Below are 26,666 nucleotides of genomic sequence, written 5' to 3'. Positions count from 1 at the left end.
GATAATGAGTCGCCGATTCTACAAGATGGGGCAGACCCGCCGTTTCGAAAGGGTATCTTGGTGCATTCCTGCGTGCCGACCAAGGTGTTCCATGTCCGTTCCCGCCCAGTTCTCCGCCTTCCGCATCCACCAGGACGCCACCGGCTACCACGCCGGCCTCGCCCCGCTGTCGCTGGACCAGCTCAGCGACGGCGAGGTGGTGATCCGCGCCGCCTGGTCGTCGGTGAACTTCAAGGACGCGCTGGCCGGCACCGGCCAGGGCAAGATCCTGCGCCGCTTCCCGCTGGTCGGCGGCATCGACGTGGCCGGGCACGTGGTCGCCTCCCGCGACCCGGCGTTCAAGGAAGGCGACGCGGTGCTGGTCACCGGCTGCGGCCTCAGCGAGACCCGCGACGGCGGCTACAGCGAGTACGTGCGCCTGGAGTCGAAGTGGGTGGTGCCGCTGCCGGCCGGGCTGAGCCTGCGCGAGAGCATGGTGCTGGGCACCGCCGGCTTCACCGCGGCGCTGGCGCTGCTGCGCCTGCTCGACAACCGCCAGACCCCGGCGCATGGCCCGCTGTGCGTGACCGGCGCCACCGGCGGGGTCGGCTCGCTGGCGGTCGACATCTTCAGCCGCGCCGGCTTCGAGGTGCATGCGGTCAGCGGCAAGGCAGACCGCGCCGAGCAGCTCAAGGCCTGGGGCGCCACCCAGGTGCTCGGCCGCGAGGCCCTGCAGACCAGCCGGCCGCTGGAATCGGTGCGCTTCGGCGGCGGCCTGGACAACGTGGGCGGGGCGATGCTGACCAGCCTGCTGGCGCAGACGGCACCGTACGGCAACGTCGCCAGCGCCGGCCTGGCCGCGACCGCGGAGCTGGACATGACGGTGATGCCCTTCATCCTGCGCGGGGTGTCGCTGCTGGGCATCGGCTCGGCCGGCACCGCCCGCGACCTGCGCGACCGCATCTGGCAGCACCTGGGCAGCGACTGGAAGCCGCGCCACCTGGAGACGATCTGCACCCGCGAAGTGGACCTGGCCGGCCTGCCGGAGGTGTTCGCGACGATGCTGGCCGGGCAGTCGTTCGGGCGCACGGTGGTGCGGCTGGATGCGAGCGCGTAGCCACGCCGACGCTTTGTGACACGCAACGCTTTCCGCCTTCGCGCCGCTGCCTCTACACTCGGAGCCTCCTAGGGGGAACCACATGGCACGCATTCTGATCGTCGACGATTCGCCGTCGCAGTTGCTGGGCATCCAGCGCATCGTCGAAAAACTGGGGCACGAAACGATCACCGCCACCGACGGCGCCGCCGGCGTGGAAGCGGCCAAGGCGGCCTTGCCGGATCTGGTGCTGATGGACGTGGTGATGCCCAACCTCAACGGTTTCCAGGCCACCCGCACCCTGCGCCGCGAGCCGACCACGCAGAACATCCCGGTGATCCTGGTCACCACCAAGGACCAGGACACCGACCGCATGTGGGGCATGCGCCAGGGCGCCCGCGCCTACATCACCAAGCCGTTCTCCGAGGACGAGCTGTACGAGGTGATCGAGCGTGTGTTCAGTGGCGAGGATGCGCCTTAAAAGCCGGGAATCGGGATTGGGGAATGGGGAGTCGTAAAGACGGGTTTCCGGGCGGCGTTTGCGCGCGCGGCGTAAGGCCGCATTGCACTCGGCGCCCCTTGTAGGAGGGGCTTCAGCCGCGACGGGCGTTACCGGTAACGCCTGTCGCGGCTGAAGCCGCTCCTTGTATCTGGACATGTCGCCCCTAAACAGGCGTCATGTCTTCCGACTGATCATCGGAGGAGGTGTGGGAGGTCCAGTCGCTCCTAAAGCTTCGAGCTTGCATCGTAGATCGGCTCCGCCCTCCACATGCTGGCCCTTGTGTGTCCGAACGGTATCCAGAGTCCGCCAGCGGGCGTGAACTCGCATCGACAAGGCAGGACCGGGCCCAGCGCCGATCATGACCCTGACACGATGGAGGAATCGCCTATGTCTCCCGTCATCGGCATCGACGTCGCCAAACGCAGTTTCGATGTGGCCATCGAGCTGACCAATGGCAAGCACCGTACCAAGGCCAAGTTGTCCAACGATGCCAAGGGCTTCCAGGCCCTGCAGGCATGGCTGCAGACGCATGCGCAGCCCGATAGCTGGATCGCCATGGAGGCCACCGGCACCTACCACCAGGCGCTGGCCGAGTTCCTCCACGCACGCGGCTATCGGGTGTGCGTGCTCAACCCGGCGCAGACGGCCGCGTACGCGCGCAGCCAACTCAGCCGGGTCAAGACCGATCGCAGCGATGCCAAGCTAATCGCCAGTTATGCCCTGCGTCACCGCGAGCAGTTACGCCGTTGGTCCCCTGATCCACCGGCGCTCAAGCAGCTCAAAGCGCTGGTGCGCCGGCGCCAGGATCTGCAACAGATGCTGCAGATGGAGCGCAACCGGCTAGACGTCGCTCCGGCCCAGGTGAAGGACTCGATCCAGGTCCATCTGGCCGATCTGCAACACCACATCGCTCAGATCGAGCAGACCATCGATGACCATATCGACCAGGATCCGACCTTGCGTGGGCAGCGCGAGCTGCTGGTGAGCATCCAGGGCATTGCCGACACCAGCGCGGCCTTGATGCTGGCCGAGCTTGGCGATGTGAGGCGCTTCGCCGATGCCTCGGCGGTGACCGCCTTCGCGGGCCTGAATCCGTGCCTGCAGAAGTCGGGCGAGCGCAAAGGCCACGTCTGCATCTCGCGCACCGGCTCACCCCGCTTGCGCGCAGGCCTGTTCATGCCGGCTCTGGTGGCCATGACCCACAACCCGATCATCCGGGCGCTGAAACAACGGCTGAGCGAACGTGGCAAAGCCGGCAAGCAGATCGTGTGCGCCGCCATGCGCAAGCTCCTGCACCTGGCTTATGGGGTTCTCAAATCGGGCACGGCGTTCGATCCGAAAAGGGGCCTTGCCTGCTAGGGGGTAAGACGGTATCTACGACGCCACAGCGCGAGGGGAGCCCGCTTTTGCGAATCCCCAATCCCGACTCCCCAATCCCGCCTCACTTCACACGGCCTCGCCAAACGCCTTGGCCAACCCGCGATACGCCTTGCGCTGCGCTTCGGTTTCCGGCGCCGGCGCCAGCACTTCCAGTTCGACGATCTGGTCGCCCGGCGGAGTGCCGGGCAGGCCGCGGCCGCGCAGGCGCAGCTTGCGGCCGGCGTCGGACTCGGGCGGAATCTTCAGTTCCACCGCCCCGCCCAGGGTCGGCACGCTGATGCTGGTGCCCAGCGCCGCCTGCCAGGGCGTCACCTGCAGGGTGTAGAGGATGTTGCGGCCGTCCACCTCGAACTGCGGATGCGCGGCGTACTCGATCTCCAGCAGCAGGTTGCTGCCGCCGTTGCCCTGCCCGCCCAGCCGGATCACCTGGCCGGGGCGCACGCCCTTGGGCACGCGCACGTCCAACTGCTTGCCGTTGATGGTGATGCGCACGCTGTCGCCGGCGTACACCGCCTCAAGCGGCACCGCCAGCTTGGCGCGGGTGTCGCCGCGCGGCGCGCCGGGTCCCGGGCCGGGGCCGGCGCCGCCCTGGCGGGCACGCTGCTGGCGGGCGAACAGACTCTCGAAGAAATCGCTGAAGCCGCCACCGGCGCCGCCGTTGCCGAACACTTCCTCGAAGTCGAAGCCCTGCGCGCCGCCGTAGTTCGGCGGCGCGTGGAACTCCTCGCCCGGCCGGTAGCCCTGCGCGCGCAACTGATCGTAGGCGGCGCGCTTGGGCGGGTCGCGCAAGGCCTCGTAGGCCTCGTTGATCGCCTTGAACTTCTCTTCGGCCCCAGGCTCCTTGCTGACATCGGGATGGTACTTGCGCGCCAGCCGCCGGTACGCGGTCTTGATCTCGGCATCGCCGGCGCTGGGTTCCACGCCCAGGGTCGCGTAGTAATCCTTGAATTCCATCCATCACCTCAAAAAGAGTCGGCCCGCCGCCTTGCGGCAACGGGCCGGTTGCATGCACTGCGCCATCGCCCGGCCATTCTACGGCCGGCGGCGAGGGCGCGGCGTCGCGGTGGCGACGCCGCTGCGAGCAGGCGCTTACTGCACGATCGTGGCCCCGGTATCGACCTGGATACGGCGCGGCGTGCTCGCCGGACGCTTGGGAATGCGCACTTCCAGCACCCCATGGTAGCCGGTGGCGGAAATGCCGTCCGGATCGGCGCTGTCGGGCAGCGCGAAGCGGCGGTGGAAGCTGCCGTAGCGGCGCTCGATGCGCGAGAAACGCTCGGCGTCGGCGGCCGATTCGCTCTTGCGCTCGCCCTTGATCGAGAGGATGCCCTTGTCCATCGACACCTCGATCTCCGACGGGTCGATACCCGGCAGGTCGGCGTACAGCACGAAGCGCTCCGGCTCCTCCTTGATGTCCACGCGCGGCACCCACTGCGCGGTGACGACGGCCGATTCGTCGGTGCCGCCGTTGGGGTCGAAGAAGCGGTCGAACACCTGCTTGATCTCGTTCTGGAATGCGGCCTGGGCCGGCCACTGGCGATAACGGACGATGCTCATCGTGGTCTCCTGAAACGTGAATGAGGTACACCCCGGAGGGGACGGTTCGCGGCGGCGGGACCGGCCCGCCGTCCATGCCGGTCAGATAGGCCTGCCGCGGCGCTTTTCAAGGCGTTGACGCCACCTTCCCATTTCCGTTTCTAGACTCGGTTCATCAAAGGAGCCCGACATGCCCATCCAGACCGGCGAACGCATTCCCGAAGTGGTGCTGCAGCGCATCCGCGACGGCGTGGAAGCCGTGGACACGCGCACGTTGTTCGACGGCCGCCGCGCGCTGTTGTTCGCGGTGCCCGGCGCCTTCACCCCGACCTGTTCGGAGAAGCACCTGCCCGGCTATGTGGAGCACTTCGAAGAGTTCCGCAAGCGCGGCATCGAGGTGTACTGCATGGCGGTCAACGACCCGTTCGTGATGCAGGCCTGGGGCAAGAGCCAACTGGTGCCGGACGGCCTGCAGATGCTGTCCGACGGCAATGGCGACTTCGCCAAGGCGCTGGGCCTGGAACTGGACGCCAGCAGCTACGGCATGGGCGTGCGGGCGCGCCGCTTCGCGCTGTACGCCGACGACGGCGTGGTGCAGGCGCTGTTCGTCGAGGCGCCGGGCGAGTTCAAGGTCTCCGCCGCCGACTACGTGCTGCAGCACCTTCCCGACTGATCCCCTTACCCACCACAGGAAACGGCCAGCCATGTCCAACAAGCCAGCCACCCCGAAGACCGATGCCAAGCCGCTGCAGCACACCGCCGGCCTCACCGACACCGCCACGCTGCGCGCCAACGCCCGCCAGAGCATCGAAGACGGCGCGATCACCAAGAGCTACAGCGCCGACCGCGAGGCGGTGATCAAGATGCTCAACGACGCGCTCGCCACCGAGTACGTGTGCGTGCTGCGCTACTACCGCCACTACTTCATGGCCGCCGGCATGCTCGCCGACGCTGTCAAGGCCGAGTTCCTGGAACACGCGCAGCAGGAGCAGGCGCACGCGCACAAGCTGGCCGAGCGCATCGTGCAGTTGGGCGGCGAGCCGGACCTCAACCCGGACACGCTGACTGCGCGTTCGCACGCCGAGTACAAGGAAGGCGAGGATCTGCGCGACATGGTCAAGGAGAATCTGATCGCCGAGCGCATCGCTATCGACAGCTACCGCGAGATGATCAATTTCGTCGGCGACAAGGACACCACCACCAAGCGCATCCTGGAAGACATCCTGGCCCAGGAAGAAGAGCATGCCGACGAGTTCTCGGACATGCTGGAGGGCTGGATCGGGAAGTAAGCCGGTTCAGCGTTACGCCCTCTCGTAGGAGCGGCTTCAGCCGCGACAGGCCGTTTCGATGGAGCCTGTCGCGGCTGAAGGCGCTCCTATGGCGCTTCTTTTCGCACTACAAGCAATTCTCAAGCCACGGCAAAGACTTTCGCCCTTACGGGCGAGTTACTTTTCTTTGCTTGTGCAAAGAAAAGTAACCAAAAGAAAGCACACCCTGCCTCGCGCCCTCCGCGCTAACGCGCTCCGGGTGCGCGGCCATCCCGGGGATCCGCGGAAGGGGCATCCTGCCCCTGCCGCGGACGGCGCACATCCATGTGCGCCGCCCTTCGGGTGTTTCCCCGCGATGGCCGCCGCTTCGGAAGGGAACCCGGCAAGTCAAAAGCAACAGCAAGAGCGACAGCAACAGCCAAAGCCGAAGCCGAAGCCAAGCGACAGCCCCCCCCCCCAGGGACTCGCGGTTATCGGTGTCCGGGAGCGATTGTGGGAGGAACTTCAGTCCCGACTGCTTCCGAGGTCGGATCGCCCGCCTACTCTGATCGTCGTCGTTGCGTGACAGTTGGCTTCTACGAGCGCGCGCCACCGCTGCTCAACGCAACACCCGGAACCGCACCTGGGTCCAGGCGCCGTTGCTGGCCAGGGCGGTCAGGGTGTGGTCGCCGGCGTCGGCGAAGTCGCGCTGGAAGGTGCGTGCGCCCTCGGTGCGGGCGATCCAGCGGCCGTCCAGCAGCCAGTCCACCGGGGTGCTCGTGCCCAGTGCGCGCACCTGCAGACGCACTGTGGTGCTGCCCGGCGCGCGTGCCAGGGTGGCGCGGTCGTTGAGGCCTTCGATACGCAATACGTCGCTGCGGCCACGGCCGTCGTCGCGGCAGTCCGGTGACAGCGCCGGCAATTGCCCGGCCTGGCGCTCGCTGGCGTGCAGCCACGGCGTCAGCAGCGCCGGCCAGCGCGCCAAATCGCGGGTGACCGCCTCATGCGGTTGCGCGCAGTCCGGCGACAGGCGCAGGCCGCTGTGCGCGTCCACCTGCACGGTCTCGCGGCCGGCGCTCCACAGCCGCGCGTCGCGCTCGGCGAAGGTCGGCGGCACGGCGCCGTCCAGCGCATAGGCGGAGAAACGGCGCTGGCACAACGCCGGCGGCGTCTGCTCGGCGGCGATGCCCAGCGGCCAGCACACGTCCACCTGCTGCACCGTCGCCGGCATCGGCCGTGGGGCGTTGTCGCCGCGCAGGCGCGGCAGGCTGTCGATGGTCTCGAACATCAGCGGCAAGGCGGTCACCGCGCCGTATTGGCCGGGCAGCGGCGTGCCGTCGGGGCGGCCGACCCAGACGCCGACGGTGTAGCGGCGGGTGCTGCCGATCGCCCAGGCATCGCGGTAGCCGTAGCTGGTGCCGGTCTTCCACGCTACCCGCGGGCGCGTCCCGACGTCGAAGGTGCCGACGCCGTAGCCCGGACGCGGATTGGCCTCGAGCATCTCGCGCACGATCCAGGCCGCGCCGGGCGACATCAGCCGCCGTTCGATGCGCTTGTCGGTTGCGCTGTAGCGCACGTGGCCGGCGATGCCGTCGCGGTTGAGCGCGGCGAAGGCGCCGACCAGTTCCTCCAGCTTGGCGCCGGTGCCGCCGAGGATCAGCGCCAGGTTAGGGGTACTGCCGCGCGGGAACTTCAGGCCGATGCCGGCGTTGCTCAGGCGCGCGGCGAAGCGCGCCGGCCCGACCCGGTCGAGCAGATCCACCGCCGGCACGTTGAGCGACAGGCGCAGCGCGCTGGCCGCACCGATCGGGCCGTTGAAGGCTTCGTCGAAATTGCCCGGGCGGTAGTCGCCGAAACTCTGCGGCGCGTCGACCAGCAGGCTTTCGGAATGGATCAGGCCATCGTCCAGGGCCATGCCGTACAGGAACGGCTTGAGCGTGGAGCCGGGCGAGCGCCAGGCCTGCACCATGTCCACGTCGCCGAGCCGGCGGCGGTCGCCGAACTGCACCGAGCCGATGTAGGCGCGCGCCTGCAGGTCGCGATTGTCCACCACCAGCAAGGCCGCCGAGGTGCGCTCGGGCAATTGCGAGAAGTAGGCGCTGACCCGGTCCTCCAGCGTGCGCTGCAGGTCGGCGTCGAGGGTGGAGACGATGTGCGCGGCATGCGGGCGCTGCTGGCGCAGGCGCTCGGCCAGCAGCGCGGCGTACAGCGGCGTCTGCAGCGAGCGCGCCACCACCGGCTCGATACGCGCATCGTCGACCTGTGCGCGCGGCCACACGCGCAGCGCGACCATGCGTTCGAGCACCTTGTCGCGCGCCGCGCGCGCCGCCTCCGGATGCCGGTCCGGGCGCAACCGGCTCGGTGCCTGCGGCAGCACCGCCAGCAACGCCGCCTCGGCCTGCGACAGGCGCGCGGCCGGCTTGCCAAGGTAGGCCCAGCTCGCCGCCTCCACGCCTTCGATGGTGCCGCCGTAGGGCGCGCGTTCCAGGTACAGCTGCAGGATCTGCCGCTTGCTCAGGTGCGCTTCCAGTTGCAGCGCACGCAGCGCCTGCTGGGCCTTGCCCCACGGCGTGCGCGTACTGACCTCGGGCGGCATCAGGATGCGCGCCACCTGCATGGTCAGGGTGGAACCACCGGAGACGATGTGGCGCGAGAACAGCCACTGCTTGGCCGCACGCAGCAGCGCCCAGGGATTGACCCCGGGGTGCTGCCAGAACCAGCGGTCCTCGTAGTTCAGCAGCGCCTGCAGGTACAGCGGCGAGACGCTGTCCGGCGTGGCCGGATAACGCCAGACGCCGTTGCTGTCGGCGAAGGCACGCAGCGGGGTGCCGTCGGCGGCCACCACCAGGGTCGAGGTGTCGCGCGACTTCGGCAGCGGCAGCGGAAACGCCAGGTCCAGCAACAACAGACTCGACAGCAGCGCCACCGTGCCCCAGCGCAGCCACGGCAGCAGGCGCGTCCAGCGCCGGGGGCGCCGCGCGGCGTGCGGGGCGGCGGTGTCGTCCAGTGGCATGCGGGCTCCCGATGGAAGCGGCCATTTTGCCTGTTGCGGTGGCGACGCGGCGAGCGGGATATCCCCTGCCCGTTCGGCATCGCCGACGATGGGTGCCCAACTGCTCCGGGGCACCAGCAACAATGCGCTCCTTCTGCCACTACGCCAGCGGCAATCGCAGCGTCGCCACGCTGCCTTGCGCGTCCGTACGGGCCTCCAGGCTCAGGCTGCCGCCCTGCGCTTCCAGGATCTGCCGCGACAGCACCAGGCCGATGCCCGAGCCGCCGGGCTTGGTGGTGAAGAACGGCACGAACAGATTGTCGCTGGGCGGCAGGCCGGCACCGCCGTCGCACACCTCGATCGACACGCTGGCGCCGTCGGCACTCGCGCGCAGCGTCACCGGCGCGCTGCCGCCGGCTTCCAGCGCGTTGCGCAGCAGGTTGATCAGCACCTGTTCGAGCTGGTCGGCGTCGGCGCACGCATGCAGCGACGGCGCGACCTCGACCTGCACTCGTGCATCGTCCAGCAGCCGCTGCACACGCGCGCACAGCGGCGCCAGCGCCACTGGCGCCGGGACAGGCGCGGGCAGCCTGGCCAACCGCGCGTAGCCGCCCAGGAAGCGCTGCAGCGCCGCGCTGCGCTGTTCGATCACGCCCAGCCCGTTGTGCAGATCGGCCTGCAGTTCGGCGTCGAGCGCCTGCGGCGCAGCCGCCAGCAGCCGCGCGAGCGTGTCGGCGATCGAGGCAATCGGCGTCAGCGAGTTGTTGATCTCGTGACTAAGCACGCGCAGCAGGCGGCGGAAGGCCTGCGCCTCCTCCTCGCGCAGTGCGCGCTCCATCGGCTGCACCAGCAGCAGCCGCCCGGCCTGGCTGCGGCTGCGCAAGGCGGCGTGGCCGATCTGCCAGCGCCCCTGCTGTCCGGCGAACGCATGCGCCTGGATGCTGCCCGACGGCACATCGAACAGGGCGGCCAGTCCCAATGCCTGCGCGGATTGCCCGATCGCCTGCTGGGCGGCGACGCCGAGCAGGCGCTCGCCGGCCGGATTGACCAGGCGCAGGCGCTGGTCCTGTTCGAAGGCGAACACCGCCCCGTCCAGCGCCGCCAGGGTCTTGCTCAGCAGTTGCAGGCTTTCGTGCGAATCGCGCTGTTCGTCCTGCAGGCGCTGCGCCAGGGCGTTGAACCGCGCCAGCAGGCCGTCGGCATCGCGCGCGTCCTGCGCCGCCCGCACGCTGTAGTCGCCCTCGCGCAGCGCGTCCAGCAGGCCACCGAGGGTGCGCAGACGCTGCCCGGCGTCGCGCTGCTGCCAGCGCCACAGCGCCATGGTCAGCAGCAGCACGCACAGCAGCAGCACGATCGCCTCGGGCAGCCGCGGCGCGCCGGCGGCGAGCACCAGCACCAAGGCCAGCAAGGCCGGCGCCACCAGCCACAGCGGCCGGAAGCGCTGTCGCTCAGCCGGCGTCATCGCTGCGCAGCCCGTGCTTGCCCAGGCGCCGGTACAGGCTCTGCCGGGTGATGCCGAGCTGGTCGGCGGTGCGCTGCAGATTGCCCTGGTGCTGCGCCAGCGCCTGCTTCAGCAGCAGCGCCTCGGCTTCTTCCAGGGTGAGTTGCGTCGACAGTGCCGGCACGGCATTCGTCGCCGGCTGCAGGCGCAGGTCGTCGCTGCCCAGGGTGCTGCCGTCGGCCAGCAGCGCCGCGCGCTCCATCGCGTGCGCCAGTTCTCGCACGTTGCCGGGCCAGGCGTAACCGAGCAGGGCGCGCTCGGCGTCGCGCGCCAGCGTCGGCAGCGGCCGCCGGTAGCGGGTGCAGGCGGCGACGAGGTAATGCCGCGCCAGCGGCAGGATGTCGGCGCCGCGCTCGCGCAGCGGTGGCACCCGCACCTGGAAGGTGTTGAGTCGGTACAGCAGATCCTGGCGGAAGCGGCCGGCCGCCACCTCCGCCTCCAGGTCTGCGTTGGTTGCCGAAACGATGCGCACGTCCACCCGTTGCGTGCGCGAGGAGCCGAGCCGCTCGAACTCGCCGTCCTCGATCGCGCGCAGCAGCTTGGGCTGCTGCTGCAGCGGCAGGTTGCCGATTTCGTCCAGGAACAGGGTGCCGCCGTCGGCCAGTTCAAAACGGCCGGTGCGGTCCTGGCGCGCGTCGGTGTAGGCGCCGCGCACGTGACCGAACAGTTCGGCCTCGAACAGGGTCGGCGCCAGGCCGCCGATGTTGACCTTGACGAAGGCCTGCGTGCGGCGCGGCGACCACTGGTGCAGCAACTGCGCCAGCAGGCTCTTGCCGGTACCGTTCTCGCCCAGCAGCAGCACGTTGGCGCCGCTGCCGGCGATGCGCAGCAGATCCTCGACCAAGCGCTGCATCTGTGCCGATTCGGCGACGAAGCCGGCCGCGCCGTCCTGCAGCAACAGCGCCTGCGCCTCGCCGAGCCGTTGCGCGGCGCGGCGGCTGCGATCCAATGCGATGCGGCTCTCCAGCACCGCCAGGACCCGCGCGTTCTGCCAGGGCTTTTCGATGAAATCCACCGCGCCCTCGCGCATCGCCGCCACCGCCAGTTCGATGCTGGCCCAGGCGGTCATCGCGATCACCGGCAGTCCCGGCCATTGCGCGGCGATCTGCGCGATCAACGCCAGGCCTTCGGCGCCGGAGGTGGTGTCGCGCGCATAGTTCATGTCCACCAGCACCGCGGCGAACGCGTCGCCGCGCAGGCAGGCCAGCGCCAGCTCCGGCGACTCGGCGCCGACCATGCCGTAGCCGGCGCTCTTGAGCAGCATGCGCAAGGCCTCGCGCACGTCGGCCTGGTCGTCGACGACGAGAATGCGCGGCAAGGGCGGTGTGCGGGCGTCGGTCATGGCGCAGAGTCTAGCGGCCGGGCGTGGCGGACAGGCGCCACGGCGCCGGGCGTGGCGTACCCGCATCGGAACGCAAAGCGCATCATTCGGCGCGCAAGGCCTGCATCGGCGGCACCCGCGCCGCGCGCCGTGCCGGCGCCAGCGCGGCGAGCAGGCCGGCCGCGGCCAGCACCAACAGCACCGCGCCGATCGCCAGCGGGTCGGCCACGCGCACCTCGAACAAATACCGCTGCAGCAGCCGCGACAGCGCCATCGCCACGCCCAGGCCCAGCAGCAGGCCCACCACGATCTGCACGCCGGCCTCGCCCAACACCTGCCGCCGCAGCCGCGCCGGCGGTGCGCCGAGCGCGGCGCGCACGCCGAACTCGTGCTGGCGCGCGGCCACCGCCACCGCCATCACCGCGTATAGGCCGACCGCCGCCAGCAACAAGGCCAGCCCCGCGAACAGGCCGACCAGCAGCAGGTTGAGCTTCTGTTCGCCGGTGGTGCTGGCGACCAGCGCCTGCATCGGCTGCAGATCGGCGATCGGTTGCTGCGGCGCCACTTCGTCGATCGCCGCGCGCAGCGCGCGCTCGTCGGCACCCAGTGCGCCGGCCCGCAGATGCACCGCATAGGTCAGCGCACCGAAGCCGCGGAGGATCTGCCACATCGGCTCGCTCATCTGTGCCAGCGGCTGGTACACGGTCGGCTCCGGTGGCTCGGCCGGGCTGGTGTGGCGCACGTCGCCGACCACGCCGACCACCCGCATCGACACGCGCTGGTCGCCGCCGTCGTCGGGCAAGCTGACGATCTTGCCGAGCGCCTGCCCGTGCAGGTAACGCGCAGCGAAGCTGGCGCTGACCACGCAGACCCGCTCGCCTCCGGCCACATCGCTGTCGGCGATCCCGCGCCCGGCCAGCAAGGGAATGCGGAAGACCTCCAGGAACTGCGGCGTGGCCAACCGGTACTGGCTGTCGACGGACGGCGCGCCATCGATCTCCACGCTCCAGCTCAACCGCGTCGCCGTCGGCGGATTGGTCGACACCCCCACGCGGTCGATGCCAGGCACCTGCTGCAAGCGCGCGACGATGCGCCGGGTCTGCTCCACCGCATCGGCCGCGGTGATGTAGCGCTCCTTCACCGGCGCCAGGGTGAACACCACCGCCGAGCGGCTCTCGAAGCCCATCGGCACCTCCGCCAGCTTCTGCAAGGTGCGGGTGAACAGGGCCGCGCCGATCAGCAGCACCACGGCGATGGCAACCTGCGCGATCACCAGGACACGGCCGAGGCGGCCGGCCTGCAGGCTCCAGCCGCCGCGCCCACCGCCAGCCAGTTCAGTCACCAGATTGCGGCGGCGGCCGCGGACGATGCCCAGCGCTGCGGCCAACAGCGCCGTCGCACCGCCGGCGAGCAGCGCGAACAGCACGCTGGCGCCGCTCAGATGCGGCGCCTCGCCGCGCATCCACATCAGCGGCACCCAGCCGCCGAGCAGGCGCAGCCCCAGCCAGGCCAGCACCAGGCCGGCCAGGCTGCCGAGCGCGCCGATCAGCAGGCCTTCGGCCAATGCCGGCAGGCTCAAGCGCAGCCACGAGGCGCCCAGCGCGGCACGCACCGCGCTGTCGTGGCTGCGCCCGAGCGCGCGCAACAACATCAGGCTGGTCAGGTTGATCGCGGCGATCAACAGCACGCAGGCGGCCGCGGCGAAGAACAGCCACAGGGTGTTGCCGCTGTTGGCGGCGTACAGGCTGTCCTGCAGCGGCAGCGCGTTGGGCGGCCGTCGCTGCAGCGACGCCCACCACGACGCGTCCATGTGCGGGCTGTTGCGCAACAAGGCCTGGAGCGTCGTCGCGGTCTGCGCGGACGCCGCGGCCACGCTGATGCCGGGCCGCAACCGCGCCACCACGATCTCGTTGGTGGACAGGTTGGTCGCGGCCAGGTCCGGCTGCATGTTGCGGATCAGGTCGAACGGCTCGGCCCAGGGGAACTCCGCCGGCAGCACGCCGACGATCTGCACCGGCTTGCCTTCCACCTGCAGGGTGCGTCCCACCGCGGACGGGTCGCCATCGAAATAGCGTTGCCAGAAACGATGGCTGAGGATCACCGCCTGCGGCCCGCCGGGCCGGCTTTCCTCGTCGTTGAAGTTGCGCCCGGCCGCCATGGGCAGGCCGAGCGTGCGCAGGAAGCCGGCATCGGCACTGATCGACGCGACCACTTCGCTGGCAGCGCCGCGGGCGACGTTGGCCGGCACCGGGAACCCGCGCGCGATGCCGATGGACTGCAGGCTCGACATGCGCCGCAACACCGGGTAGTAGCCGGGTGCAGCGACATTGCGGCCAGGGTCGCTGGACAGGCCGAGGGTGACCAGCCGCTCCGGCTGCGGGAACGGCAGCGGCTTCAGCAAGGCCTGGTCGAGCAGCGCGAACACCGCGGTGGTGGTGGCCACGCCCAGCGCCAGGGTGAGCACCGCCAGCAGCAGATAGCCCGGCTTGCGCGCGAGCGTGCGCCAGGATTGCCGCATCTCGGTCCACTGCAGGGCGGCGCTCATCGTGCCTGCCCCGCGGCGCGTGCCGGCAGCGCCACGTCCTGTTCGTGGCGCAACCGCTCGAAGGTGTCTTCGTCGACGATGCGGCCGTCGAGCATGTGCACGATGCGCTGCGCGCGCCGCGCGAACGCCGGATCGTGGGTGACCATGCACAAGGTGGTGCCGTGGTCGTGCAGTTGTTCCAGCAACTGCATCACCGCCTCGCCGTTGCGGCTGTCCAGGTTGCCGGTGGGTTCGTCGGCGAGCAGGATCGTCGGATTGCCGGCCAGTGCGCGCGCCACCGCCACGCGCTGCTGCTGGCCGCCGGACAACTGCCCCGGATAGTGCTTGTGGCGATGCTGCATGCCGACCAGTTCCAGCACCTCGCGCACGCGCTGGCGGATCTGGCTGCGCTGGGCGCCGTCGCGGTAGGTCAACGGCAGCGCCACGTTCTCTTCCACGGTGAGGTCGGCGATCAGGTTGAAGGCCTGGAAGATGAAGCCGATCTCGGCGTTGCGGATGCGCGCGCGACCGACCGTGTCCAGCTCGGCGACGCTGCGGCCGTTGAGCCGGTAGGTGCCGCCGCTGGGCGCATCGAGCAGGCCCAGGATCGACAGCAGGGTCGACTTGCCGCAGCCGGACGGGCCTGTGATGGCGACGAAATCGCCAGGCGCCACGTCCAGTGCGATCTCGGCCAGGGCGTGGGTTTCCACTTCCTCGGTGTGGAAGACCTTGCTGAGCCCGTGCAGGTGGATCAGCGGCGTGGCGGATGGTGCGGGAACTGCGGTCATGCGGGATCTCTCCTGGTGAGGCTAGCGTAAGCGCAAGGTGGCGTCGGCATTCCACTGGCTGGTGTCGGACAGCACGACGCGGTCGCCGGCGCGCAGGCCGGCGCGGACTTCGATACGGTCGCTGGAGGCGGCGCCGAAGCGCACGCGGATGCGCTGCGCGGTGTCGCCGCCGTCGCGCAGCACGAACAGGCTGCCGGCGGCGTTGGGCACGGCCAGCGCCGGGCGCGGGATGCTGACCACGTCGCGCAGCGTGCCGAGCACGATGCGGCCGTCCACCGACAGGTCCGGGCGCACGCCGGGCGGCAACGGCGGCGTCAGCCGCACGTCGACCGCCACACTGCCGCTGCGCACCGCCGGATCGATCCGTGCCACCTGCCCGCCGACCACGCCGTTGTGCGTGTCCACCGCCACCGGCTGGCCTTCGATCACGTCCTTGGCCAGGATTTCGGGCACCTGCAGACGCGCCAGCAGATCGTCCGGGCGCGCCACCCGCGCCAGCTTGGCGCCGGCCTCGACGCGTTGGCCGGGCTCCACGTCCACTTGTTGCAGGATGCCGTCGCTGCCGGCACGCACCTGCAGCGAGTCGGCCTGTTGCGTGGCGATGGCCAGCGCACTGGCGGCCTGCTCGCGCCGTGCCTGTGCCGCACGCAGTTGCGCGGCCATGTTCTGCCGGAACGCGGCGACGCGCTTGCGTTCGATATCGGCACGGCCGCGTTGCTGCGCCTCGACGATCTGGCTCTGGGTGAGATCGATCGCCGAGATCGCGCCGCCGTCGTGGCCGCGCCGGTAGGCCTTGGCCTTGATCTGCGCGATCTGCAACTCGGACTCGGCCTGCGCCTGCAGCGCCTGCTGGTCGAGCAGTTGCGAGGCCAACGCGGCGTGCAGTGCGGCCAGGTCGGCATCGGCGCCGGCCAGCGCGGCGCGTGCGCGATCCAGGCCGGCCTCCAGTTCCGGATTGACCAGTTGCAGGATCGGCGTATCGGCCAGCACGCGCGCGCCGGCCTCGACCCGTTGCTGTTGCACGGTGGCCGGGGCCCCGGCGGTGATCCAGCGGATCTGCCGCGGCACCAGCACGCCGTTGGCGCGGACCTCGCGACGCATCTCGCCGCGCGTGGCCGCATCGATCCACACTTCGCTGCGCGCCACCCTTGGTGCGGCGCGGCCGCTGCCGAGCAGCGCCACGCCCAGCACGATCGCCACGGCAGCGGCTGCCACCAGCCAGCGGCGGCGGTGGCGCCAGAACGAACGGTTCGGGGATTTCGCGATATCCATGCCTGCTGTACAGCAGGCTGCATGCCAATCGGCGAACCGCGCTAACCCATTGAATCCGTTGCGCCGCGACCGCTGCGCGCGCGGTCGCGGCGTCCGCAAGCGGTCGCGCAGCGACCGATTACGGACAGTTGAACGGCCATGCGCCGGTCAGGGCTTTTCCAGCGACGCGCGATAGCGCAGCAGCGCTTCGGGTTCGTCGGTCTGGAAGGCGCCGATGCCGGCGCGGTACAGCCGCCCCCACACCGCCTCCGGATCGCGCACCGCATCGGCATCGCCGCCGACATCGGCGACGAAGCCTTCCCACAGCGTATTGACCAGTAGCCGCACGTGCCGCTGCTTGGCCAACGCCGCCACCGCCGGCAACTGGGCCAGGCGCATCCGCGGCAGCTCGATCGCCACCGGCCGCACCTTGCCGTCGGTCTGGGTGCGCACGGTCTGCACCAGGTCGTCGGTGCCCGGCGGGTTGAGCAGCACCGGGGTGAAGTTGATCCGGTCGAACGGCGGCATCGACGCCAGGTCCTGGCTGGCGACGCCGACTTCGGTCTTCACCACCACCTGCCGCTCCATGCCGGCGCGGCGCACCGCGTCGACCACCTCGGCGTAGATCGGCGCCTTGACGTCGAGGTTGAGCATGATCCGGCCCTTGGCCGCGGCCAGCATCTGCTGCAGGGTCAGCGGATGCTGGTCGGTGAGCGGCGCGTCGGCGCCGCCCTCGTCGTCGCGCAGGCGCAACCGCGACAGTTGCGGCCAGGTCAGTTCGGCGACCTTGCCGGTGCCGTCGGTGGTGCGGTCGACGGTGGCGTCATGGAACATCACCAGGGTGCCGTCGCCGGCGCGGCGGATGTCGGTTTCGAGCATGTCCACGCCCAGCGTCACGCAGCGCTCCAGGCCCAGCAGCGAATTCTCCGGCGCATGCCCGGCGAAGCCATGCGCCGGCGCGGGATTGTGGCAGCCGCGGTGGGCGACGACGAAGATGCCGCCGTCGGGTGCGGCCAGGCGCGCCTGGATCGGGGCGATGGCGGCGATGGCCGGGGCCGTCGCGGTCAGCAGTGCGGCAATGATCGCGCCGCGCGAGAAAAGCAGGTTCATGGAAGGTCTCCGGCAACGGTCACAGCGACGGGGTGAAGCGCAGGCCGAGCCAGTAGGTGGTCGGCATCGAATAACTGTCCTTCAGCAGGTTCTCGCCGGGGCCGGTGAAGCTGGTGAGGCGGCTGTGGGTGACATTGCTGATCTGGCCGACCACGCTGAGCTGCTTGCTCACCGCCCAGGTCGCCGACAGGTCCAGCTGCGAACGCGGCGCCCAGTACAGATCCTGCCAGGCGATGTTGCTGACGATGGCGCGCAGCGCCTTGCCCTGGCGGTTGTAGGCCGCACGCAGTTCGACGCCGCCGACGGTGTAGAACAGCGAGGCGTTGGCGGTGTAGTCCGGCTGCCCGACCAGGCGATCGACGGTGCGCTGGCTCTGCACCAGGTTGGGCGCGCTGCCGCTGGTGAACGGCACGTCCATGCCGCCATCGAGCAGGGCCAGGTTGGCGCTGGCGCCCAGGCCGGACAGCGCCGGCACGCCCGGGAACAGGGTGTTGAACACTGCGCTCAGTTCCAGGCCGCGCACGTGCGCCTTGGCGGCGTTGGCCGGGGTGCTGATCAGCACGTTGGAATAGGTGGTGCCGTTGAAGCTGAACTGGTCGGTGCGCGAGAGGGTGAAGATCTCGTCCTGGATGCGCTTGTCGAACAGCGCCGCGGCGAGCATGCCGTCGAAGTCGTCGGGCAGGCGCCATTCCAGCGACAGGTCCAGATTGGTGGACACGCGCGGCTTGATGTCGGGATTGCCGATGGTGACGGTCACGCCCTGGGCGTTGGGATTGCCCATGTCGCTGCTGTTGACGAAGCCGATCGAAGTGCGCGCGGCGTAGGCGTCGTAGGGCGGACGGCCGAGCGTGCGGCTGGCGCCGGCGCGCAGGTCGAGGCGGTCGTTGACGTGGTAGGTCATCACCGCCGACGGCAGCACCTTGGCGTAGCGCGACTCGGTGGGCGCATCGACGTAGACGTAGCTGCCGGTGGCCGCGTCCAGTTGCCGCTGGCGGCCGACGGTGGACTGGTCGGTATGGTCGTAGTGCAGGCCGGCCTCCACATCGAAATCGTCGGCGCGATAGCCGACCAGGCCGTAGGCACCGAAGATCTCCTCGCGATGGCTGAAGTTGTCCTGGTTGCTGAAGGCGCTCTGGTCGGTGCGGTTGAACGCGCTCAGCGGCGTGGCGCTCAGCACCTGGTTGGCCTTGTCCGGATCGATCGCGATCAGGTTCAGGCCCAGGTAGCGCATCGGCGCATTGGACGGCGCCAGCACGTCGGCGATCTTCAGCGGCGGCGCGCTGCGGTTGGGCTGGTATTCCACGCGGTAGATGTCGAAGCCGGGTTCGTCGCGGGTGTAGCTCAGGCCGCTGCCGAAGCCGAAGCCGCGGTCCATCTCGCCACGGTTGAAGGCGTAGTCCAGGCGCCCGGTGAGCACCTTGTCGCGCGCATTGCGCTGGTAGTCCGGACGCCAGTACAGCAGGCTGTAGTTGTCGTAGTTGTAGTACGCCTGCGCCGCCATCGGGAAACGCTGGTTGAGCGCGGAGGTGTCGTAGTTGAAGCCATAGGCCGCCGTCGGCACCACGGTGACGCCGGGGCCGGTCTGCCCGGTCGGCACCGCCGCCGGGCGCTGCGCGCCGGTGACGTACTTGATCATCTTGATCGGTTCGGCATAGGTGGCATCGGACCAGGACGCGCGCGCCGACAGCACCTGACGGTCGTCCGGACGCCATTCGAAGCCGGTCTGGCCGAGCTTGGTGCGGGTGGTGGTGATCTGGTTGGAGTAGCCCACTTCCACGTCGCCGACGGGGTAGGTGCCGCTGGTGGCGGTCTGGTTGTAGACGCGGTTGCGGTTGCGCGGATCGAGGATGACCTCGTTGCGCTCCATGTTGTCGCGGAAATAGTAGTAGCCGGCCATGGCGTAGGCCTGGAGGGATTCGCTCAACCGCGCCTCGAACTTGCCGGTGAGGCCGTAGCGGTCGCGCTTGTCCATCACGTACCAGTACTTGTCCTGCTGCGGCACGGCCCAGCCGTTGCCCAGGTTGGTGCCGCTCTGCAGTACGCCGCTGTTGTCGTAGAACCCGTAGTGCACCGTGTCGGTGGTCATGTGGGTTTCGGTATAGCTGCTCAGCGTCTGGTAGTTGCCGGACAGGGTCAGGCCGTACTGCCCTTCGCTGCCGAAGGTGCGGCTGCCGGTGGCGAGCAGGCGATAGCCCGGGTCGTCCTGGTCGCGCGGCTTGCCGACGTCGTTGGCATGGCCCAGCGAGGCCTCGGCGGTGAAGAACGGCTTGCCGCCGTTCTCGAACGCGCTGCGGGTCTTGAGGTTGATCGCGCCGCCGGTGGCGTTCGGGTCCAGGTCCGGGGTGAAGGTTTTGATGACCTGCAGTTCGCTGACCATCGAGGCCGGCAGGATGTCCAGGCGCACGCCGCGGGTGATCGAGCCCAGCGTGCCGTTGGGCGTGCCCGGCGAGGCCACGGTCAGGCCGTCGATGGTGACGTTGTTGTAGGACGGGCCGAGGCCGCGCAGCACCGGGGTGGCGGCTTCGTCGCGCGGATGCTCGTTGTCGGTGGCCGGCAGCACCGACAGGCCGGGGATGCGGCGCAGCGCCTCGACGATGGTGGTGTCCGGCAGCGCACGCACGTCGGTGGAGCTGACCACGTCGGTGATGTTGGTGGCCGCGCGCTTGCTCTCGATCGCGGCGGCATTGGCCTTGCGCACGCCGGTGACCATCACGCTGGACAGCGTGGTGGTGCCGTCGGCGCTGGCGGCGGCGTTGGGCGTGGTGTCGGGCGTGGCGTCGCCGACGGCCGGTGCGGTGGCGGCCGCGACGGCACTGGCGTCGGCAGCGAGCGTCGCCGTGGTGGATGCGGCGTCCTGTGCGAGCGCGGCCTGGCAGCTGGCGGCGAGCGCGCAGACGATCAGCGCGCGGCGCCGATGGGTGAGTGGTTGCATGGCGATGTCCCCTGGTTGACCGAATTAAGTAACTTAAAGTTCGTTATTTAATCCCAGGGATATGACGCTGCGATGGCGGCTAGCGGAAAGCCTGGCGACAGCGCACGCACGGCGATGGCAACGGCGTTCTGTACGGCATCGGCCAACGGCCGGCCGCTCGCAGGGCTTGGATTGGAGCGGCCAATGGCATCGCTGCCGGCGCAACGGCGCCGGCACCGTGATCGCCAGGGCGCGGCGACGGCGCGGCGCGGATCAGGGCGCTGGCGCGCGCGGCGGCAGCAGGCCCAGCGCGACCAGGTCCTCACGCAAGGTGACGGCGTCGCGGAACTGCAGCGCGTGCATGCCGGTGGCCGCAGCGGCGTGCACGTTGCGCGGCGCGTCGTCGATGAACACCGCCCGCGCCGGGTCGATCGCATAGCGTTCGCACAGCAGCGCGAAGATCGCCGGGTCCGGTTTGACCAGGCGCTCCTCGCCCGACACCAGCACGCCTTCGAACCACTGCAGGAACGGATAGCGCTCGCGTGCGATCGGGAAGGTCTCGTGCGACCAGTTGGTCAACGCGTACAGCCGCACGCCCTGCCCGCGCAGTTCGTCCAGCACTGCCACCGTGGCGTCCAGCGACCCGCCGAGCATCTCCGGCCAACGCGCGTGGTAGGCGGCGATCATCGGCGCGTGCGTCGGATGCAGCGCGCTCAGTTCGGCCACCGCCTCCTGCCATGGACGTCCGGCATCCTGGCGCTCGTTCCACTGCGGGCTGCACACCTCGCGCAGGAAGGCTTCCATCGCTGCCTCGTCGTCGAACAGTCGGCGGTACAGATGGCGCGGGTTCCAGTCGATCAGGACACCGCCGAGATCGAACACCACGGTGTCCAGATGGGGTGCGGCAGGCGGGGAGGATGCGGGGGGCATGACAGGCTCCAGGAACAAGAGGGGGACGCAGCGGCGGACCAGGCGTGCGCCGGCGGCGGCGCGCTGGGTGCGGCGGTCATGGTAGCCGTCCCTTCGGGCTGACAGTGCTGGCCGGCGTCCCTTCATCCCCGGCCCCTGGGGGCTGGTGCGGGGTTGCTGGTGGGGTTCTCTGGCGGTCGGACCCTCACCCCCGGCCCCTCTCCCGGAGGGAGAGGGGAGTTTGGTGCGGCGTTGCTGGTGGGGTTCTCTGGCGGTCGGACCCTCACCCCCGGCCCCTCTCCCGGGGGAGAGGGGAGTTGGTGCGACGTCGCTGTTGGGCGGCCCTGGCGGTCGGACCCTCACCCCCAGCCCCTCTCCCGGGGGGAGAGGGGGGCTTTCATCAGGGCTGCACGACGTTGATCGTGCCGGGGTTGCTGCGCCCCACCCCGCGCAGGTCGGGGCGGTACATGTCCTCGACCAGCGACGGCGGCACCGTGTAGGTGCCCGGGGTCACCGCGCGCACCAGGTAGAACACCTGCGCCTTGCTGCCCGCCGACAGGCTCAGCGCGGCCACGTAGCGGTCGTCGCGGAACTCCTCGTGCTTGACGTCGGCGGCGTTGGAGCGGTCGCTGATCTCGATGCCGTCCACCACCACGTCGGCCCACTGCTTGGCGTCGCCCAGGTTGAAGTTCTCGATCTCCAGGCCGGCCGGCAGCAGGTCGGTCAGCAGCGCGTCGGGCATGCTGGTGTCGGAGGTGATGGTGACGCGCACGATCAGCGCCTCGCCCTCCTTCAGCGGCTGCGGCGTCCACGGCTTGCCGTCGGTGCCGTAGAAGCTGCGCTCCACCTTCAGCGTGCTGGCGTCGGCCGCCGGCGGGGTGCGCGGCACGCCGGCGATTTCCAGGCTGGCGTACAGCGGCGGCTGGCCCTGCGGCACGAAGTGCACGCCGCGCGCCAACTCGGCCTCGCCGAACTGGCGGCCGAAGGCCTTGGCCGGGGCGATCGCCTCGCTGCTGTCGCCGATGCTCAACTGCCCGGACACCTGCGCAGTCTGGCTGTTGAGCAAGGCCTTGCCCATGCGCGCCAGCGCCACCTGCTCCTGCGTGCTCAGCCACAGCCAGCCACCGCGGCGGCGCGCGTCCAGCTCGCGACCCAGCGCCATCACCCGCGCGTCGTACTCGGGCTTGGCCAGGCCGCGCTCGTGCAGCAGCGCGATCATCAGCGCATCGTCGCGGACCACGCTGCCGTAGTCGCCGAAGTAGCGCGGCCGGTCGGCGCTGTCCTTGGCGAAACCGGCGGCGATCGCCGCCTCGCCGCGCTTCTTGTCGCCCTGCAGCGACAGCGCCACGCCCAGGTGCACCAGCGACAGGCCGGTCAGCGCCTTGCCGCGGTCGTTGTCGTACAGCGCGCGCAGCGTGCCCAGCGGCGCGCGGTTGACCCGCGCCAGCACGTAGCCGGACCAGGCCTGATTGGCGAACTTCAGGTTCTCGCGGCGGTCCTGGCCGTAGAAGTTGTTGCCGCCGGACAGCAGGTCCTCGCTGAGCCGGTTCAACGCCTTCTGCAGCACGTTGTCGGGCACCGCGAAGCCGGCGTCCTTGGCGTCGAGCAGGAACTCGGCGATGTACGGGGTCAGCCCCGGATTGACGTAGCCGTCGTCGCCCCACATCGAGAAGTGACCGCTGGACACCTGCATCGAGGCCAGCCGTCCGAACGCGCCTTCCATGCGCGCGCGGCGCGTGGCCGCATCCAGGCCCTTGACCCCGAGCAGGCGCGCGGTGGCGTCGTCGAGCAGCAGTGCGGCGTAGCCCTTGCTGGTGGTCTGCTCGGCGCAGCCGTAGGGATATTCCAGCGCGCCCTGCAGGGCGCTGGCGAACGGAATCGGCGGCAAGGCGCTGACCAGCATGCGTGCGTTGACCGAGCCGGCCATCAGGCCTTCGGCATCGCTGGCGCCCAGGGTCACCGGCGCCAGCGTGTCCAGCACGCGGGTCTGCGTGCGCAGCACCGACGGCCACGCCGCGCGCACCGGCAGGTCGTAGCGGCGGTCGGCGGCATAGCCATTGCCTTCCACCCGCACCCGCACCTTGGCCACGGTGTAGCCTTCCTGCGCCACCAGCGGGAAGCTCAGGGTGGCCTTGCCGTCCTTGCCCAGCTTGGCGCTGCGCGCGTTGTCGGCGATCGCCAGCGGGCCTTCGCCGTCCACCCGCACCTTGAACTCGCCCGGCTGGCCGGTGAAGTTCTGCACGTCCAGGGTCACCGTGCTGCGGTCGCCCGGCGCCATCACCCGCGGCATGCTGGCCTCGGCCACGATCGGCGCGCGCACCAGGGTCTCCACGTCGCGGTTGCCGTAGCGCTCGTCCGAATAGACCAGCGCCGACACGCGCAGGGTGCCGTTGAAGTCCGGCACCGGCAGTTGCACGCGGGCGTTGCCCTTGGCATCCAGTTGCACCGGGCCGGAGAACAGGTCCACGGTCTGCACCCGCGCGGTCGGCCGCTTGGCCTGCGGCAACGCCGCCAGCGCCATGTCGCCGCCGAAGCGCAGCTTGCCGGTGCCGCCCTCGAAGCTCTCGATGACCCGGCCGTAGATGTCGTACGCATCCACGCCCAGGCGCCGCTGCGCGAAGAACTGCGCATTGGCGTCGGGCACCGGGAAGCGGGTGATGTTGAGGATGCCCACGTCCACCGCGGAGATGGTCACGTGCGCCTGCTTGCCGGCCAGTTCCGGCACGCTCACCGTCACCGGCAGCGGCTGCTCCGGACGCATCTGCTTGGGCGCAACCAGGCCCACCGCCACGCGCAGTGCCTTGCGGTCCATCGGCACGTAGGCCACGCCGACCGCGCGCGCCGGGGTGATCTTGCTCGGTGCCGAGCCGCCGCGGAACACCAGCGCGGTGACGTAGACGTCGTGGCGCTCCCAGTCCTTGGTCACCGGGATCTCAAACGTGCTGCCCGGCTTCACGTCGATGTCCTGCACGTACAGCATGCGGTCGCTCTCGACAATCAGCAGGCCGGGGCCGGCGTGCGGCGGGGTCAGGGTGACCTTGAGCGTGTCGCCGGCCTTGTAGCCGGTCTTGTCCAGCGCCAGCTTGACCTTGTCCGGACGCGCATCGAGGCCGCGGTTCTCGTCGTTCCAGCTCCAGCCCGCATGGAACGGATAGCGCGTGGTCAGGCCGGTGGCCGGGTCGAACACGTCCACCCGGTACTCGCCCCACTCCACCGGGAAGTCGAACTTGGCGGCGCTGGCGCCGGCATCGACGGTGAGCGTCTGCTTGTTCTCGAAGCGACGGGTGAAGTCGTAGTCCCAGCGGTTGTCGGCGAACGCCCAGTGGTAGTCGCGCAGCTCGCGCACCAGGGTCACCTTCAGGCCCTTGGCCGGCTGCGGCTTGCCCTGCGCATCCACCCGCATCAGTTCGAAGCGCGCGTTAGCGTTGGCGTCGGCACCGTCCTTGTCGTCGAACAGCGGGCGCACGCCGACCAGCGCCGGCGCCGGCCACAGCACGCGCTTGAGCGTGCGGGTGACGGTGCGGCCGCCGGTCTCGTACACGCTGGCCGAGACCAGCGCGGCGATGGTGCTGGTCGGCTTGGCCTCGTCGGGCAGCGCCAGGTCCTCGCTGAGCTTGCCGTCGGCGCCGAACTCGGTATCGACCACGTCCTTGGCCTCGCGCGGCAACTGCAGGGTCGGGTCGCCGAAGAAGTAGCCCGGCAGCGCCTCCACCGGATGCTGCTCGACCGCCACCGCCAGCTTGGCGGTAAAGCGGTTGCCCGCCGCCGGCGCGCCGTACAGGTAGGCAGCGGTGGCCTGCAGCTTGAACGGCTCGCCCGGCTTGAGCGTCTTCTGCGCGCTGTCCAGGTCCAGCTTCATGCGCTCGGGCAGGAACTCCTCGATGCGCAGGGTCATGCCCTGCACCGCTTCCTTGCTGGTCGGGTCGGTGCGGAACTCCACCTGCCAGCGCCCGGTCGGCGCATCGGCGGGGATCAACTGCTCGAAGCTGAAATAGCCCTGCTCGCCCGGCTGCAGCCGGGTCTCGCGGAAGATCTTGCCGTCGGGCTGCTTGAGCCGCAGGAACACCGGCTGCGCGCCCTTGCCGGTGGTCGGCACCGGCTTGCCGTCGTTGTCGCGCAGCAGCGCCGATACCCGCACCGTCTCGCCGGGGCGGTACAGGTCGCGGCCGGACCAGGCGAACACGTCGAACCAGGCGTTTTCGCGCCCGGCCACGGCGAACTCGCTCAGGTCCAGCGCCGGCTGGTTGAACGGCAGCATCGACAGGTCGGTGCCGCTGCGCGCCACCAGCACCTGGCCGGCGTCGAGCGTGTAGTTCAGCAGCGCGTTGCCGTTGTCGTCGGTCTGTCCCTTGAGGAACAGCTCGCCGTCGGCGCCGAGCACGCGCAGCTCCACCTTCTTCAGCGGCTCGCCGCTCTGCAGCGAGGCGGTGTGCACGAACAGCTTGTCCTTGTAGGCGCGCGCGTGCAGGCCGATGTCGCTGACGGTGAAGAAGGCGGTGTCGTATTCGTTGTCGAACTTGCCGGGGCGGCGCAGCACCGCGAAGTACAGGCCCGGCGCCTGCAGTTCCTTGATCTCCTGGATCGGCAGGTAGGTCAGCGCGCGCTCGTTCTTGTCGCCACCGAGCACGAAGCGGTTGACGTAGACCGAGTCGGCCATCTGCGAGATCGGGGTGTGCTCGCCGTAGTCGCTGTCCAGCTCCCAGGTGCCGCGGCGGCCGCCGCGCTGGTACTGGGCGAAGAACGTCGGCAGCGCGCCCTCCTTGACCCGCATGAACTCCACGTCCACTTCCGGCACGTTGAGCGAGACCACGGGCAGGCCGCGGCTCTCGCGCGCCGGCAGCACGCTGCCCTGCGAGGCGAAGCCGACCGCCGGGGTCAGTTCGCCGGTGTAGACCTTCTGCTTGAGCGGCTTGCCCAGGCGGCTGCCGTCGGCGGCCAGCAGGTCGGCCGAGATCACCACGGTGTAGTCCTTGGCCGCCTCCACGTAGGGATAGCGCAGGGTCTTGCCGTCGTCGGACAGCGACCAGGCGCTCTCGTCGGTGCCGACCTTCTCCTCGAAGCGCAGCAGCTTGTCGAAATCCTGGGTGCCGACCAGCGGCCGCGAGAACTCCAGCGCCAGCGACAGCCCGTCGCTCTTCTGGTCGGGATAGGCGCGGACCAGGCCGAAGCCCTTCATCGCTTCCTTCTGCCCCTTCACCGGCTCGCCGCTGGCCTCGGGCAGCTGCCCGGATTCGTTGCGCTTGCAGCCGCCCAGCGCCAACGCCAGGCCCAGCAGCAAGAACGTTCCCATCAACCCTGCGCGCAGGCCCGCCCAGCGCCGCTTCGAATCCGTGTGCATGCGTTCGCTCCGTGAATGTGGCGCGAGTATAAAGCGCCGGCGCGACGGCTGGAGAGGCGAAGGTGCGCCATCTGTCGGCGTGTGCGCGGCAGGCTGCCGTCGGCGCGGAAGCACGTCCCGCAACCGCGCCACCGGCCGCCGTGGAGCCCCCCCCCCCCCAGCTCTACATGGCTTCGGGCCATCGGCCGCGACAGGTAGCCCCGGGAACACCCGTCGCGGCCGAAGCCGCTCTTACCCTGAGTACCCGCGCACCTTCGCTCGAGGTCATGTGGGAGGGACGT

At 70.0% G+C, this 26,666-nt stretch carries 17 protein-coding genes; 5 read left to right on the top strand and 12 right to left on the bottom strand.

Translation table 11 applies throughout. From position 1 onward, the window contains the following. Nucleotides 1–91 precede the first annotated feature (91 nt). The 3 genes from SLW52_RS03125 (at nucleotide 92) to SLW52_RS03115 (ending at nucleotide 2,936) form a co-directional block, all read left to right on the top strand. The gene (locus SLW52_RS03125) at nucleotides 92–1,096 is read left to right on the top strand and encodes an acryloyl-CoA reductase (RefSeq protein WP_320739448.1); all 1,005 of its coding nucleotides are present in this window, start codon (nucleotides 92–94) and stop codon (nucleotides 1,094–1,096) included. 82 nt (nucleotides 1,097–1,178) lie between these two features. Continuing rightward, on the top strand, nucleotides 1,179–1,556 hold the full coding sequence (gene pilH, locus SLW52_RS03120; protein ID WP_010340114.1) for a twitching motility response regulator PilH: 378 nt from the start codon (nucleotides 1,179–1,181) through the stop codon (nucleotides 1,554–1,556). A 408-nt stretch (nucleotides 1,557–1,964) separates the two neighbouring features. Beyond that, a complete protein-coding gene (locus SLW52_RS03115; RefSeq protein ID WP_320739450.1) occupies nucleotides 1,965–2,936 on the top strand; it encodes an IS110 family transposase in 972 nt (323 codons plus the stop codon). Nucleotides 2,937–3,023: 87 nt separating this feature from the next. Here the strand turns inward: SLW52_RS03115 and SLW52_RS03110 are convergent, their stop codons facing one another. Continuing rightward, nucleotides 3,024–3,911, bottom strand: a complete 888-nt coding sequence (locus tag SLW52_RS03110) for a DnaJ C-terminal domain-containing protein (protein ID WP_148829409.1) — start codon at nucleotides 3,909–3,911, stop codon at nucleotides 3,024–3,026. 135 nt (nucleotides 3,912–4,046) lie between these two features. Continuing rightward, the gene (locus tag SLW52_RS03105; RefSeq protein WP_320739452.1) at nucleotides 4,047–4,514 is read right to left on the bottom strand and encodes an Hsp20/alpha crystallin family protein; all 468 of its coding nucleotides are present in this window, start codon (nucleotides 4,512–4,514) and stop codon (nucleotides 4,047–4,049) included. Between the two features lie 169 nt (nucleotides 4,515–4,683). Here SLW52_RS03105 and SLW52_RS03100 point away from each other — a divergent pair, with 169 nt between their 5' ends. Further along, nucleotides 4,684–5,166 (top strand): peroxiredoxin, encoded by a 483-nt coding sequence (locus SLW52_RS03100; protein WP_017909165.1) that lies wholly within the window; start codon nucleotides 4,684–4,686, stop codon nucleotides 5,164–5,166. A 31-nt stretch (nucleotides 5,167–5,197) separates the two neighbouring features. Beyond that, a complete protein-coding gene (locus tag SLW52_RS03095; RefSeq protein ID WP_017909166.1) occupies nucleotides 5,198–5,782 on the top strand; it encodes a ferritin-like domain-containing protein in 585 nt (194 codons plus the stop codon). A 577-nt stretch (nucleotides 5,783–6,359) separates the two neighbouring features. On the opposite strand, the gene pbpC is transcribed toward SLW52_RS03095, so the two are convergent. The 10 genes from pbpC to SLW52_RS03045 all read right to left on the bottom strand — a co-directional run bounded on the left by pbpC (nucleotide 6,360) and on the right by SLW52_RS03045 (nucleotide 26,337). After that, the gene (pbpC, locus tag SLW52_RS03090; RefSeq protein WP_320739454.1) at nucleotides 6,360–8,753 is read right to left on the bottom strand and encodes a penicillin-binding protein 1C; all 2,394 of its coding nucleotides are present in this window, start codon (nucleotides 8,751–8,753) and stop codon (nucleotides 6,360–6,362) included. A gap of 139 nt (nucleotides 8,754–8,892) precedes the next feature. After that, nucleotides 8,893–9,381 carry an ATP-binding protein gene (locus tag SLW52_RS03085; RefSeq protein ID WP_198526542.1) on the bottom strand — a complete coding sequence of 163 codons (489 nt, stop codon included), beginning with the start codon at nucleotides 9,379–9,381 and terminating at the stop codon, nucleotides 8,893–8,895. A gap of 799 nt (nucleotides 9,382–10,180) precedes the next feature. Then, entirely contained in the window at nucleotides 10,181–11,575 is a 1,395-nt protein-coding gene (locus tag SLW52_RS03080; RefSeq protein WP_320739455.1) for a sigma-54 dependent transcriptional regulator, read from the bottom strand. A gap of 82 nt (nucleotides 11,576–11,657) precedes the next feature. After that, nucleotides 11,658–14,099 carry an ADOP family duplicated permease gene (locus tag SLW52_RS03075; RefSeq protein WP_320739456.1) on the bottom strand — a complete coding sequence of 814 codons (2,442 nt, stop codon included), beginning with the start codon at nucleotides 14,097–14,099 and terminating at the stop codon, nucleotides 11,658–11,660. Beyond that, on the bottom strand, nucleotides 14,096–14,866 hold the full coding sequence (locus tag SLW52_RS03070) for an ABC transporter ATP-binding protein (RefSeq protein WP_320739457.1): 771 nt from the start codon (nucleotides 14,864–14,866) through the stop codon (nucleotides 14,096–14,098). The genes SLW52_RS03075 and SLW52_RS03070 overlap by 4 nt, the downstream gene beginning before the upstream one ends. Nucleotides 14,867–14,887: 21 nt before the next feature. Continuing rightward, nucleotides 14,888–16,138 (bottom strand): efflux RND transporter periplasmic adaptor subunit, encoded by a 1,251-nt coding sequence (locus SLW52_RS03065; RefSeq protein ID WP_320739459.1) that lies wholly within the window; start codon nucleotides 16,136–16,138, stop codon nucleotides 14,888–14,890. 147 nt (nucleotides 16,139–16,285) lie between these two features. After that, nucleotides 16,286–17,227: a glycerophosphodiester phosphodiesterase family protein gene (locus tag SLW52_RS03060; RefSeq protein WP_295908192.1), complete on the bottom strand. Its 942-nt coding sequence runs from the start codon at nucleotides 17,225–17,227 to the stop codon at nucleotides 16,286–16,288. Nucleotides 17,228–17,246: 19 nt separating this feature from the next. After that, the gene (locus tag SLW52_RS03055; RefSeq protein ID WP_242004286.1) at nucleotides 17,247–19,937 is read right to left on the bottom strand and encodes a TonB-dependent receptor; all 2,691 of its coding nucleotides are present in this window, start codon (nucleotides 19,935–19,937) and stop codon (nucleotides 17,247–17,249) included. 474 nt (nucleotides 19,938–20,411) lie between these two features. Beyond that, nucleotides 20,412–21,068: an HAD family phosphatase gene (locus SLW52_RS03050; protein WP_320739460.1), complete on the bottom strand. Its 657-nt coding sequence runs from the start codon at nucleotides 21,066–21,068 to the stop codon at nucleotides 20,412–20,414. 379 nt (nucleotides 21,069–21,447) lie between these two features. Next, on the bottom strand, nucleotides 21,448–26,337 hold the full coding sequence (locus SLW52_RS03045) for an alpha-2-macroglobulin (RefSeq protein ID WP_320739727.1): 4,890 nt from the start codon (nucleotides 26,335–26,337) through the stop codon (nucleotides 21,448–21,450). Nucleotides 26,338–26,666 lie beyond the last annotated feature (329 nt).

It is taken from the genome of Xanthomonas sp. LF02-5, assembly GCF_034105325.1.
GTDB classification, from domain to species: Bacteria; Pseudomonadota; Gammaproteobacteria; order Xanthomonadales; family Xanthomonadaceae; genus Xanthomonas_A; species Xanthomonas_A sontii.
This window is presented reverse-complemented; position numbering and strand designations above follow the sequence as displayed.

Bases quoted from the DNA above. Each gene is read 5' to 3' on its own strand.
- SLW52_RS03125 (WP_320739448.1), top strand. From the start codon at position 92: ATGTCCGTTCCCGCCCAGTTCTCCGCCTTCCGCATCCACCAGGACGCC.
- pilH (WP_010340114.1), top strand. From the start codon at position 1,179: ATGGCACGCATTCTGATCGTCGACGATTCGCCGTCGCAGTTGCTGGGC.
- SLW52_RS03115 (WP_320739450.1), top strand. From the start codon at position 1,965: ATGTCTCCCGTCATCGGCATCGACGTCGCCAAACGCAGTTTCGATGTG.
- SLW52_RS03110 (WP_148829409.1), bottom strand. From the start codon at position 3,911: ATGGAATTCAAGGATTACTACGCGACCCTGGGCGTGGAACCCAGCGCC.
- SLW52_RS03105 (WP_320739452.1), bottom strand. From the start codon at position 4,514: ATGAGCATCGTCCGTTATCGCCAGTGGCCGGCCCAGGCCGCATTCCAG.
- SLW52_RS03100 (WP_017909165.1), top strand. From the start codon at position 4,684: ATGCCCATCCAGACCGGCGAACGCATTCCCGAAGTGGTGCTGCAGCGC.
- SLW52_RS03095 (WP_017909166.1), top strand. From the start codon at position 5,198: ATGTCCAACAAGCCAGCCACCCCGAAGACCGATGCCAAGCCGCTGCAG.
- pbpC (WP_320739454.1), bottom strand. From the start codon at position 8,753: ATGCCACTGGACGACACCGCCGCCCCGCACGCCGCGCGGCGCCCCCGG.
- SLW52_RS03080 (WP_320739455.1), bottom strand. From the start codon at position 11,575: ATGACCGACGCCCGCACACCGCCCTTGCCGCGCATTCTCGTCGTCGAC.
- SLW52_RS03075 (WP_320739456.1), bottom strand. From the start codon at position 14,099: ATGAGCGCCGCCCTGCAGTGGACCGAGATGCGGCAATCCTGGCGCACG.
- SLW52_RS03070 (WP_320739457.1), bottom strand. From the start codon at position 14,866: ATGACCGCAGTTCCCGCACCATCCGCCACGCCGCTGATCCACCTGCAC.
- SLW52_RS03065 (WP_320739459.1), bottom strand. From the start codon at position 16,138: ATGGATATCGCGAAATCCCCGAACCGTTCGTTCTGGCGCCACCGCCGC.
- SLW52_RS03060 (WP_295908192.1), bottom strand. From the start codon at position 17,227: ATGAACCTGCTTTTCTCGCGCGGCGCGATCATTGCCGCACTGCTGACC.
- SLW52_RS03055 (WP_242004286.1), bottom strand. From the start codon at position 19,937: ATGGTCACCGGCGTGCGCAAGGCCAATGCCGCCGCGATCGAGAGCAAG.
- SLW52_RS03050 (WP_320739460.1), bottom strand. From the start codon at position 21,068: ATGCCCCCCGCATCCTCCCCGCCTGCCGCACCCCATCTGGACACCGTG.
- SLW52_RS03045 (WP_320739727.1), bottom strand. From the start codon at position 26,337: ATGGGAACGTTCTTGCTGCTGGGCCTGGCGTTGGCGCTGGGCGGCTGC.